Source organism: Candidatus Poribacteria bacterium (assembly GCA_016866785.1).
Lineage (GTDB): Bacteria > Poribacteria > WGA-4E.
This window is the reverse complement of record VGLH01000128.1, coordinates 1-11455: the sequence shown is the minus strand read 5'-3', so window position 1 is coordinate 11455 and position 11455 is coordinate 1. Positions and strand designations below refer to the sequence as shown.

Genomic DNA, 11455 nt, shown 5'->3' with positions numbered 1-11455 from the left:
GCGGGAGCTCTGATCGAGATCCGTCTGGCGCAGCCCAAAGCCACCACGATGTCCGACCGTGCCGCATTGGCGCTGCTCGAGGCTGAGGCGCTCTTGGCTTCCGGACAGGCGCAGCAGGCAGAGGATGCCTTGAGCAGAGCCGACCTTGCAGCCCGGGAGCCGTCCGAGATGGCTCGCTCGCTGCTCTTACGAGGCGACCTTGCACTCCACCGGGGCGACCTACCGGCGTCCGAGGACTTCTATCGGCGAGCCGCCACCGACGCACCAGCCACTTCTGCCGCTCGTGGAGCGTTGGACCGGCTGTGTCTCGTAGGGGACGCACGGGCGTCGGATACGTCGCTCGTGCCGCACTACCTCTCCGCGCTTCGGTTCGCGATGCGGGGCGACGTCGCCGGAGCGCGGACGGCTTACGAGCGCGTCGTCTCCGAACGCGGGGATTCCAGGCTGGCAGACCGAGCCCGAATCGCTCTCGCGAGACTGCACGAGCGTTCCGGCGATCACCCCGACGCCGTTCGCCTCCTTGAGGACGTTGCGCATCGCGGTGGACCCGCAGCAGGAGACGCGTTGCTGGCGCTGGCGGCGCTCCATCGCTCGTCACATGACACACAGGCAGCGTTGGACGCCTACTCGCGGCTGGCTGAGCTGCTCCCGGATTCGGCGTACGCCGTCGAGGCGCGCGCGCGCATGCGCCAACTGCTTCCCGCGGAGAGCCAACCCTAGGAGCAACGGTTGCGAATCGTGGGCGGCAAGGGCCTCTGGGCTTCGATGGCACTCGTTTGGGCCCTCGCGACGATCTCCGTCGCGCAAGATTGGCTCCTCGTCCCGATGGATCGGCGTCAGACCGATCACCTCAAGGCGTACGGGCTCACCTACTGGACGCTGCAGGAACCGCGCGAATACCGCGCCGAGTGGCTCCTGAACTATCGTGGGGGCAGCTTCCTGCTCGAGGATCGTGCCGATGTGCGCCGTAGAGCGCTTGCCATGGGAGTCGCCGTGGAAAGGTGCTCCGACGCAGACCGATCCGCCATCCGTAGCGTGATGGACGACTCCAACATGGACACGGTCGTCTTGGAGAAAGCTCCCAAGATCGCCGTCTATGCCCCGCCCGAGGACACGCCGTTTCGGGACCCGTGGGATGACGCCGTCAAGCTCGCGTTGCGCTACGCCGAGATTCCGTACGACACGATCTGGGACCGAGACGTGCTCGCCGGAGTGCTCGAGGCGCAGAACTACGACTGGCTCCACCTGCACCATGAGGATTTCACCGGGCAGCACGGGAAGTTCTACGGTGTCTATCGCAGCGCCGCATGGTACCAGCAGCGCGTCGCGCTGTTCGAGTCCGAAGCGAAGGCTCTCGGGTTCGCGTCAGTCCCCCGACTCAAGGGAGCCGTCGCGCTTGCCATTCGCGACTACGTGGCACAGGGAGGGTTCCTGTTCGCGATGTGCTCAGCGCCGGAAACGCTCGACATCGCGCTCGCAACCAACGGCGGCGCCGTCGATGTCGTCGCACCGGAGCTCGACGGCACGCCGATCGCGTCGGGTTTCGCCCAACGCCTCGATTTCGCGGGCACGCTCGCCTTTTCCGGTGCAGCCCTGGTCACCGATCCGTACGTCTACGAGTTCTCCGACATCGATGACCCGAAGCCGGAGATGTCGCCGGATACCGGAGCGCAGGACTTCGCCCTGTTCGAGTTCTCCGCGAAGCACGACCCCATCCCGACGATGCTCACACAGGATCACGTGACCAAGGTTCCCGGATTCCTCGGTCAGTCCACGTCGTTCCGGATGGGACGTCTGCGCGACACGATCACCGTCCTCGCCGACATCCCGGGCTCCGACTACGCCAAGTACATCCACGGAAAGCTTGGGAAAGGGACGTTCACATTCCTCGGCGGACACGACCCGGAGGACTACCAACATCGCGTCGGCGAAGAGGACACACGGCTGGAGCTCCACAAGAACTCACCTGGGTACCGGCTCATCCTGAACAACGTTCTGTTCCCCGCCGCCCGCGAGAAACCTCAGAAGACCTAATGCCTGCCGTCCTGCACAGCCACACGCCCTGTTGAGTCGGAGTCCTACGTCCTGCCAAAACGCCCGTCGGCAGAACAAGAGAAAGGACGCACACGTTCCGACCTGTCGAGGCGGAACCGTGTGCGTCCATGTGTTCGATATCGCGTGCCTTAGAGCGCGCGCGTGTACTCGCCTTCGTTGACGGCGATCGCGATGTTGTCGATGCCTCTGCGCTTCGCACGCTCCATGATGTCCACGACGATACCGTGGAACGCGTTCTTGTCAGCACGAATGATCAAGGTCTCGATATTGCGCTGATTCAGTCCGAGGAAGTTCTCGAGTGAATCCAGGTCCGCGATGCGCTTGTCGTCGACCGAGATCTGTCCGATCGCGTTCACGTAGATATTGAACTTCTTCCGAGCGAACTCCGCCCGAGCCTTCGACTCCGGTAGATCGACCCGGAACGGGGGCGGAACTCGGAGGACGTTGGACACCATGAAGAAGATCAGGAGCAGGAAGACGCAATCCACCATGGGCCCCATTTGGAGCTCAGGCAGTTCTCCTGACGCCTTCTTGGATTTCACACGCATCTGCGAATCTCCCCAAAACGCTCAGACACGCTCGTGTCCTGTGGAACCGTCGCCAAGCTCGACGGATCGACCGACTACTCGCGAGCAACCATCGCGAAGCCGATCTTCTCGATGCCGGCACGCTTGGCAAGGTCCATCACGTGCACGATCTGGTCATGTCGAACGCTCCGACCCGACTGGATGATCAGCATATCCTTCTCTTCGGGCGTCGCGTTCATGAACCGGGCGTACGTGTTCTCGAACGTCACGATGTCTTCAACGCCGCCCTGGCTCAGGAGCATGATCCCCTCCTTCGCGCCGGGAGCGGGGTCCTGAATCCGCAGGACGGCGCCCTTGGGCTTGTCCGAGCTCGGACGACCAGGAGGCGGGAGCTTCACACGGATCCCAGGGAGCGGCGTGAACGTCGTAGACAACATGAAGAAGATGATGAGCAGGAAGACGCAGTCGATCATCGGCGTCATGTTGACTGCCGGCTGTCGTCTCGCCTTCCGCTCGACGACGGCTTCCTCGACGTGGGTCTTTTGCAGCATGGTCGCTCCCTCGCTGCTAAGTGGATGGGTTGCCCCGACGTATCCGCCAGGGCAACCCGATACCGACGCTACTTGCGAGCCATTGCCTCGGCGAGGGCGTTGACTGTGTCGGTCGCAGCGACTTCGATGCGAACCGTGCTCGAGTTCACGGTGTTCTCGAACGCCGCGTAGAAGACCAGCACAGGAGCGGCGATGAACAGACCCGCCGCCGTCGTGTAGAGCGCTTCGGAAATACCACCGGCGAGCGCGTTCGGGTCGTTTGTGCCTTCGAGGGCGATGATCGTGAAGGACTTGATCATCCCCGTCACCGTTCCCAGCAGACCGAACAACGGCGCGACGACGGCGATCGTCGAGAGCCACGTGAGGTTGCGCTCATACTCGGGGACTTCCAGCAGCGCAGCTTCCTGCATGGACTCCTGGATGTCCTCCTTCGCGATTGCCGTGCCGCCAACCTGCCCGTGGCTGTACCTCACCAGACCCGCCTTGAGCACGTTCGCCAGAGGCGTCCCACGCTCCTCACAGGCCTGAACGGCCTCCATGACGTTCTTCTGCCCGAGCGCATCGCTGATCCGCTGCAGCAGTGCTTCGTTGCCACGATTGAGTCGGCTGTATGCGATGAGCCGCTCGACGACGAACGTCACGGCGAACACCGAACACAGAAGCAGGAAGGGACCGACGACACCGAACTTGCGGGCGAAGGAGACCAGCGTCTCCTTGCGGCGCAGCTTGATCTCGGACGGCGTCATCGCGCCCGAAACAACCGTCACGGGCTGGTTCTGACGAGTCGTGAATCCATCCGCGCTGATCGTCAGCAGGTACGTGCCGGGAGCGATGTCCGTGACCTCAAACTCGCCGGTCGGACCCGTCGTCGTGCTGCCCGAGGATTCCGTGCCGGTGTATTGGATCGTGGCGTTCGCGACCGGCGGATTGCCCGAATCGGTCGACTTGACTGTACCGCTGAACCCGGTCGTCGCGACTTCGCCGCTCATCGCCGCATCGCCGCCCATGGCAGCATCGATGCCCGGTACGGCGGGAGGGGTCGCCGCTTCGTCCTGAGCCTGAGATGTCGTGATGACACACGCCAGGCCGAGGATCAAGCCGAGAAGGAGAAGGGAATACTTGCGCATTGTGCGAGGGCCTCCTGAGAGGTAGATGTCGTGGGAAGCCGCCAGAGCCGGCACACGCGGCTCCGGCGGCTCGAACGAGTCCTTAGAACCCGACCATGGCGCGGACGAATGTCGTGTTGCTCGATACATTCCGCAGGACGTCCTTGCGGATGCGGAAGCCCGACAGGACGACCACATTGAACCCAGCCCATAGACCCTGTTGGATGATCTGGAGTTCGAAGATGCGCGTGCGCGAGCTCGGCCGATACAGAATCGGCGCGTTCGCGAAGCCGTCCTCACCCAACGCGGTCAGGTACCGGAAGTAGTCCGTGTCCTTGTTCACGAACTTCCTGTACTGGAAGCCCGCCAGCAGCTTCACGCGCTGCGAGAACTGGTAGTCGAAGCGCGCGCCCTCGACTGTCTCACGCGTGTTGCGGTTGAATCGCAGGTATTCGAGGCTCTCGGCGTCGCCAGGCTGGATCTTGAGAGGATCCAACGCCATCCGCGTCTCGCCCTCGAACGGCGCGATGTCGAACACCGGCAGTTCCTCATTGTCTCGGTCGTTGTACCGCTCGACGATGTACTTGTAGAGCGGAGTGAGGACCATGTCCTCACCGACCTTCCTCACGAACGTGCCGACGCCCGGTAGACGCGTGAAGGGGATCTCATAGCGGGCTTTGAGAATCGCCAACTGCTGGCGAACGTCCTTGCCATCGATGACGTGGAAGTTGCCATCGGCGTCGGTGTAGGTGCGTACGCCGTAGGCGCGCGCTTCCCAGTTGCCGACGTCGAACAGGAGGTTCGGATCCGGATAGAACGGGTATGAGCGACGGCCGCCACTGGCGTCGACCTGGTTGATGGGAACCATCAGGTCGATTCGCTCATAGATGTTCTCGGTCTCCGGATCGTCCAGAACGATCGCGCGTTCCTCGTCCGGGGGGTTCTGCTTGCCCAACGACAGGAGGTACTTGAGCTCCAGCGTCAGGTTCGGAATCGCGTTGTAGAGGAACTGGAGCGTCGTCGTGTTCTCTTTGGCGTTGAAGAAGTCCAGCTTGTCCGGGATCTCTTCGATGTCGAGCTGCCCGACGCGCAACGTGATCGCGTAATCCGGGATGTCGTCCGTAACCGCGCGGAAGCGGTTCTGCAGGTTGAACGTCCCGAATTCCGCGATGTCGCGCTGGAAGTGGAAGTGGAGGTACTTCGAGTCGTTCCGGCGCGCGCTCGACACTTCGGTCTCGTTCAGCCAACCGAACAGGAGCGTCATGTTGTCGAGGATGTCCCATCCCGCCTTGACGTGGTAGCCCTTGCGGTCGATGCCGTATTCGTAGTCCGGCTCGAAGTCATCCTCGAGGGAGTCGATGACGCTGTTGTTGTTCAGGTCGGACAGATCGTCGAACACCGGCGGATCGGCGTCGAAGATCAGGAAGTCCTCCTGGAAGTCCAAGATGCCGTTGAGGTCGCGGTCGTCTGCCTGCGGCAGCACGCCGTCGAAGTCGTTGTCATCGGGCCAGTCGTCGTTGTCGTCGTCGTCCTCGACGAGGGAGTAGACGCCCTCATCCCACGGCGCCTGGTCCTGCGATGCCGGGGTCCGTTCGACGTTGTATTCCTCGTCGCGATCGGTGTTCGCGCCGAAGTTGACGTAGTTCGTCGTGTATCCCGGATCGACTCGGTAGAACGCCTCCTCGAAGAGGATATTGCGGAACCGGTGCTTCAGATAGACGAACCAAGCGATGTCAGCCGAGTCATTCTCGGACCCGGCGAAGTCAGCTCGGAACGCTTCACCGTCGTTCGCGGCGAACGTGCGCCCTTCGGAGACCTTGTCAGCCAGGAAGTCCGCACCGGCGGGGTCTTGCAGGCCCGGATCCGACGCCAAAAGCGTGTAGTCGATCTTGTCCTGGGGGATCGTCGGGAACTGCTTGTACTTGGCGTTGATCGAGTACTGAGCGCGGATGAGCACGTTGCCCACCGTACCCTCGAGATCGACGCCGTAGAGCGCCGCGCCACGACCCGCCCCGTACTTGTAGGAACCCAGCGTGATGGGATCCCAGTTGTCGGGGTTGGCTGCCATCGACTTGGCGTCGTAGTCCTCTTGACCGATGTTGCCCTCGCGCTGAATGACGTCGCGATAGGGCATCTCGATCAAGCCCGTCTCGGACTTGATCCACGGGCCCGCTTCGTCGCCGACGTTGTCGACACTGTAGCCACGGACGACGATGTTGTAGTCGCCAGCGACCTCGATGTCCGTGAGCTCAATGCTCTTGACAACGGACGGATTGAGGGTCCCGCCGCCGGGCAAGCTGCGAAGGTCCAGGATCCAATGGAACGCGTCAAAGCCGTTCGCGACGCGCCACGCGCCGAAGCTCGGGTAGCCATCGTCCCGACCATCGACCGGCTTGATGCGCGGATCCGGCATCTCCTTGGTGACGGTCGTGTCCGGCTCAGGCGCTTCCAGAACCGGTCCAGCCAGCGCGCCGTCCTTCATATCCGCTACGGTGACGACGAGCTCGAGCTTCTGCTCCTGGGTCGGCAGGGGCCGACGGATGATCAGCGGCTCCTCGAGCGGCTCGCCGGTCTTGGGATCCTCGGTGATCGTCTCGACTTCGTACTTGCGCTCTTGGTACTTGATGACGACCTTCATGGTCTTGAACGCCGCCCCGACGCGCCCGTCTTCGGGCGAGTCGTCGCGGAAGGTCATCGTCAGCACGGCCGGGGGCGTGTTCGCGACCGTGCCAAGGAACGGGTTGTCGATCCGCTGATGGAACTCGCGGTGGAGGTTCACGTAGGTGAAGCCAACGCGGAAGATGTCACCGATCAGCCCCTGAGCGCGGAAGCCGATCATGCGCGCGTTCTCGAGGAAGTCGCCACCTTCGGTCGATGTGCGTCGCCCGAAGGTCGGCGCGAGCGTACCGCCGCCCCCCGCCTGGGGAATGTAGATGGTGTTGCTGATTCGGGAGTTCAGCAGTGAGAACAGGTGGCGCTCATGGGAGAAGGACAGGTCGAATCGGTGACCGTCGAACTCCGTCTTGCGCATGATGTACCCGGCGGGGAATAGCGTCTCCGGCTTGATGCGCAGGTGGTCACCGATCGCGGCTTCGGAGTGCCGGCCGCGGAACGTGTCCTCCGTGAGAATCTGACGGTCCAACTGCAGCACGAACCGGTTGCTGTCGAGCTGACCGCTCCAGCCCTGGACCAGGTCGCCCTTCTCGTTGAACTCTTTGCGCTCAACGTACTGGTGGACCTCGTTCCCTTCGAGCAGTTCCTTACCGAACAGGTCGTAGAAGAACTGCGGGATCTCTTCCAACTGGAAGCGGTCAGAGAACTTCGCCTGACCCTCGATCGCAGGTAGCAGCGGCTCTTGAGGCCCGAGGCTTGAGAAGGGCGATGACCCACAGCCAACGAGCCCGATACTACCAAAAACGATCGCCGACGTGATGAACCACGCTAGCGATGTCGGTGGCAGTAAGCGGGTGAGCTTTCGCATAGATGTTCCCTCCTTGGAGGTTCTACATGGAAGCGGGAATGCGTGTGGTTCGGCTCCGACGCGCACCGACGTCCGAACCGATGGAGTACTCGTCCTCATCGAAGCGACGTCCGATTCCTTCATGCATCGCGCAAGCACGCTCGACGCTCCATCCTATCGCGTATCGCCAATCACCGCACACGGAACCACTTACCAAGCTTCGCCGGCGTCCGGGTCGTGCCAAATCCCCGCGACGCGTCTGCCAGTCGCTCCGCAAAACTCAGATTCGCCCAGACCGCATTCGGTTTGGCTCGGCGGCAACGGGCAAGGCAGCCTGCATGACGACGCGATCCGGCTCTGCCCAAACGGCGGTCACGGTATCACTGATCGCAACGTCGTGTCAAGGGGTTTGTTCCGACTCCGGTTCCGCTCTGGAGAGGGGTTCCACCCAAGCCACCAACAGTCCCGCGCCGATCCCCGACAGAATGGCGAGCACGACTCCCGCAGCCAGCGTGAAGCCGATCCTCGGACGGATCGGCCGGAGTTCGGGGACCGCAGGATCGACGATCGCAAGCCCTCCGACGCGTCTGCCGGACCCGGTCGCGCCTGCGAGCGCCTCCCCCATGGACAGCTCTGCCTGGCTCTGGCGAAGCAGTAGCTCGTCGTAAAGCCGCGCGAGCGACTCCGTTCGTCGCTGCAGCGTCTCCAATCGCACCTGGTCGACGGGAACCGTCGCCGACTGCTCGCGGAACGACGCGCGAGCTTCGCGGATTGCCGTGTCGAGCTCCGCCAGGCGGGCGCCGCTCTGTCGCAGGCGGACCGTGCTGAGAAGCCGCTGGCTCTGTAGCTGGTCGTACCGGGAGTTGCGCCCCATTGACGTGACGACCTCGCTGGCTGGCACGATGGATCGCTGCGCCTCGAGGTAGGACCGTTTCGCGTCGAGTCCCGCCAGCTCATCGGAACCGGTCCCGGCTCCCGCGCCAGCGCTGCGGGCGGCTTCCGCCTGCGCGCCGATGATATCGAGATCGAGTTGGCGACGGACTGGGTGCACCGACTCCGTCTTGGTGGACACTGACAGCTCTGGCGTCGACACCAGCGCGTCGCCGACGGCCTCTCCCTCGATCTCAGAAGACGCGACCTGCTCACGCGCCTGGCGGCGTTCCACGGAGAGTGCTTCGATGCGCGCCAGCGATTGCTCGAGGCCTGCGCTCCACAACATCGGATTGCCGCGCGACCCGACGAACTGGAGAAGTTCGCGCTGCGCGTCCTCAAGCGCCGCTTCCAGCTCGGCGCGCTTCTCAAGGACGATCCTCAACTGCATCTGCGCCTGGGACTCACGATCCTCCACCTGTTCAGTCGCCACACGCTGCCGAAAGGTCTCGGCAAGCTGGTTGGCGAACATCGCCGCGTTCCGGGCTCCGCCTTCGGACTCGCGCAACGACACGCTCACGTGCAGAAGCTCGGAACCCACGTCGGCGGACGCCTGCACAGCGCGGATGAGCGTGGGCACTGGCGGCAGAAGGCGCGAACCTGTCGGCTCGATGTCGCCGAAGTCGTGACGAGCCTGCTCGACGACCGAAGCCGAAGACAGCCGTGCTGCGAGAGCCTGGAGCCGCGTCGGGTTTCCGCTCCCGCCCAGTGCGGACTGGACCAAGGTCGGCAGCAGTGACACCGGCGAACGTTCCTCCGACGACGCTTCCAGCGTGACGGAGGAACGATACGTCCGTGGCAGACGCAAACCGATTGCCAGCGCCAGGGCGCCCACCAGCAGCGTCACGAGACCCATGACGAAGTAGTGCCGTCGGATCAGCTCGCGGTAATCAGCGAGGCTTTCGAGCCTCATGCGCCAGCCGTCTCCATGTCTTTCACGCGTACCGAGACGCCCTCGGTGGCGGATTTGTAGGCAGCCTCGATGATCGCGATCACGTGTAGGTTGTCGCGCCCATCACACCACCACGGTTCCCCGGATTCCAGGTGGTCGATGTAGTGCGCCATCGCCTCTCCGAAGGCGTTGGGGAACCAGGGCTCTGCGAACTCGCGTTGGGTCTTGTCTCCGGTGCGAGGGGCGAGTTCCAGCTTCGTACTCGTTGCCGTCAGGCACCCGTCGTCGCCCTGGACGACCACCTCCTCGTAGGGGTGGGCCCGACGCGCGCTGCCTCGGTACGCCCAGTTGTTGATGACGATTGCCTGTACGCCGCTCTCGAACCCGATCGTCAGTGCGCTGACGTTCTCGCCGACGGTCCGGGCTTGCGAGGCATCCCGCGCCATCGCCGCATAGACAGTCTCCGCTCTGCCGAACCAGTGATGCACCAGCGCCAAGTGATGGACGCCCATGTCGGACGTGACCCAGCGTTGATGCTTCGCGAACCAGGGATGACCGCTCAGGTCGAACCAGTTGCGGTTGTCGATCTGGCAGTAGTAGAGACGACCGAGCGGACACGGATCGGCTCGCAGGATGTCGTACGCTGCCAGGAAGCCGGAGGCGAAGAGGCTGTTCTGGTTCACCATCAGGGGCACGCCCGCCTGCTCGGCGAGTCGCACGATGCGCGCGGCGTCCCCGATCTTGGGCATGAGCGGTTTCTGAATGAAGAGCGCCTTCTTGTGCTTCAACGCCTCCTCGACGACCGGAAGGCGGACCTCGGGCAGATGCGGAACCGTGATGTCGATGACCCGTACTTCCGGCAGGGCGGCAAGTTCGGACACGTCCGCGAACACCTGCGGTATGCCGAAACGCTCTCGTGTCTCGTCTCGCCTCTGTCGGTCCGGTTCCGCGCCGGCGACCACGCGCAGCCCTTTCTGACGATACGCCGTCAAGTGGTGCTGTGCGATGCCGCCCAGCCCGACAACTCCGATGCCCCAGTCTTCGCGTGCCATACAGGGACCCTCCATCGTGCACGGGCCGGTCTGGCGGGAATCATGACACATGGCGAAGCCTGAGCCAACGTCGCCCCTCGCCATGCACATGGGCTTGCCGCTCGAAAACACGGCGTCCATACTCAACTCAGCGATGCTCTACGACTCACGAACGGACTGGGTGCGACCATGACCGCAGCACCTGCGGCAGCCATCTTCGATCTCGACGGGACGATCATCCCAGGGTCCTCCGAGCGCGCCTTCTTCCGGGCATTGCTGCGCGCACGCGTCGTCACAAGTCGCGACATCCTACGCTGGTTCGTTACGACGACCGCGCAATTGCCCGCACGCGGCGAGTCAGCCGTTCGCGGCAACCGGATGTACCTAGCTGGCAAGGACGCGGAAGACATCGCCCAGCTCGCCACGCGCTTCGCCACCGAGAGCCTCGTTGCCACGATCACGCCGGCTGCGATGGCAGCAGCGGCGCAGCATCGGGAACGCGGCGAACGGGTCGTCCTGCTCTCCGGGAGCCTGCGCCTGCTCGCCCAGCCATGCGCCGATGCGATCGGGGCGGACGTGGTCGAAGCCTCCGAGTTGGAAGTCGCACAAGGGATGCTGACCGGCTCGCTGTCCAACACGCACCCCATGGGTCGCGGCAAGCTGGAAGCGGCATCACGGCTCGCCGCGCAGCACGGATTCGACCTGAGCCGTTCGACGGCATACGGTGACCGCTTGTCGGACACGACGCTGCTGCGCGCCGTGGCGACGCCGATTGCCGTCAGCCCGGAGCGTCGCCTGCGGCGGTACGCCGCAACCAACGGCTGGCAGATCGCCGACTGGCACGCTGGCTAGCCGCCTTGCCCAAACATGCCATTCTGGCAGGGTTCAGCGAACACGCCAGCG

General features: G+C 63.7%; 9 protein-coding genes. 3 read left to right on the top strand and 6 right to left on the bottom strand.

Annotated features, from left to right (window positions below; all coding sequences use genetic code 11):
• Positions 1-720, top strand: a 720-nt coding sequence (locus FJZ36_15510) for a tetratricopeptide repeat protein (GenBank protein ID MBM3216307.1), incomplete at its 5' end; no start/stop codon positions are given.
• A 45-nt stretch (positions 721-765) separates the two neighbouring features.
• A complete protein-coding gene (locus FJZ36_15505) occupies positions 766-2034 on the top strand; it encodes an asparagine synthetase B (protein MBM3216306.1) in 1269 nt (422 codons plus the stop codon).
• 149 nt (positions 2035-2183) lie between these two features.
• Here FJZ36_15505 and FJZ36_15500 read toward each other — a convergent pair whose 3' ends face one another.
• The 6 genes from FJZ36_15500 to FJZ36_15475 form a co-directional block, all read right to left on the bottom strand.
• Entirely contained in the window at positions 2184-2603 is a 420-nt protein-coding gene (locus tag FJZ36_15500) for a biopolymer transporter ExbD (protein MBM3216305.1), read from the bottom strand.
• A gap of 74 nt (positions 2604-2677) precedes the next feature.
• Complete coding sequence (locus tag FJZ36_15495) at positions 2678-3133, bottom strand: biopolymer transporter ExbD (protein ID MBM3216304.1); 456 nt, start codon at positions 3131-3133, stop codon at positions 2678-2680.
• Between the two features lie 68 nt (positions 3134-3201).
• A complete protein-coding gene (locus FJZ36_15490; GenBank protein MBM3216303.1) occupies positions 3202-4437 on the bottom strand; it encodes a hypothetical protein in 1236 nt (411 codons plus the stop codon).
• Entirely contained in the window at positions 4343-7720 is a 3378-nt protein-coding gene (locus FJZ36_15485) for a hypothetical protein (GenBank protein ID MBM3216302.1), read from the bottom strand. The genes FJZ36_15490 and FJZ36_15485 overlap by 95 nt, the downstream gene beginning before the upstream one ends.
• Before the next feature lie 379 nt (positions 7721-8099).
• A complete protein-coding gene (locus FJZ36_15480; GenBank protein ID MBM3216301.1) occupies positions 8100-9542 on the bottom strand; it encodes a hypothetical protein in 1443 nt (480 codons plus the stop codon).
• Entirely contained in the window at positions 9539-10693 is a 1155-nt protein-coding gene (locus tag FJZ36_15475; protein MBM3216300.1) for a Gfo/Idh/MocA family oxidoreductase, read from the bottom strand. Before FJZ36_15475 ends, FJZ36_15480 begins: the two co-directional genes overlap by 4 nt.
• Before the next feature lie 48 nt (positions 10694-10741).
• Between FJZ36_15475 and FJZ36_15470 the strand changes: the two genes are divergently transcribed.
• Entirely contained in the window at positions 10742-11404 is a 663-nt protein-coding gene (locus FJZ36_15470) for an HAD-IB family hydrolase (protein ID MBM3216299.1), read from the top strand.
• The last annotated feature ends 51 nt before the right edge of the window (positions 11405-11455 follow it).

What these genes read in the sequence shown, in the direction of transcription:
- FJZ36_15470 (MBM3216299.1), top strand. Translation starts at nt 10,742, where the DNA reads ATGACCGCAGCACCTGCGGCAGCCATCTTCGATCTCGACGGGACGATC.
- FJZ36_15505 (MBM3216306.1), top strand. Translation starts at nt 766, where the DNA reads ATGGCACTCGTTTGGGCCCTCGCGACGATCTCCGTCGCGCAAGATTGG.
- FJZ36_15490 (MBM3216303.1), bottom strand. Translation starts at nt 4,437, where the DNA reads ATGTGGTCGTCCTGTCGGGCTTCCGCATCCGCAAGGACGTCCTGCGGA.
- FJZ36_15495 (MBM3216304.1), bottom strand. Translation starts at nt 3,133, where the DNA reads ATGCTGCAAAAGACCCACGTCGAGGAAGCCGTCGTCGAGCGGAAGGCG.
- FJZ36_15480 (MBM3216301.1), bottom strand. Translation starts at nt 9,542, where the DNA reads ATGAGGCTCGAAAGCCTCGCTGATTACCGCGAGCTGATCCGACGGCAC.
- FJZ36_15475 (MBM3216300.1), bottom strand. Translation starts at nt 10,693, where the DNA reads ATGGACGCCGTGTTTTCGAGCGGCAAGCCCATGTGCATGGCGAGGGGC.
- FJZ36_15485 (MBM3216302.1), bottom strand. Translation starts at nt 7,720, where the DNA reads ATGCGAAAGCTCACCCGCTTACTGCCACCGACATCGCTAGCGTGGTTC.
- FJZ36_15500 (MBM3216305.1), bottom strand. Translation starts at nt 2,603, where the DNA reads ATGCGTGTGAAATCCAAGAAGGCGTCAGGAGAACTGCCTGAGCTCCAA.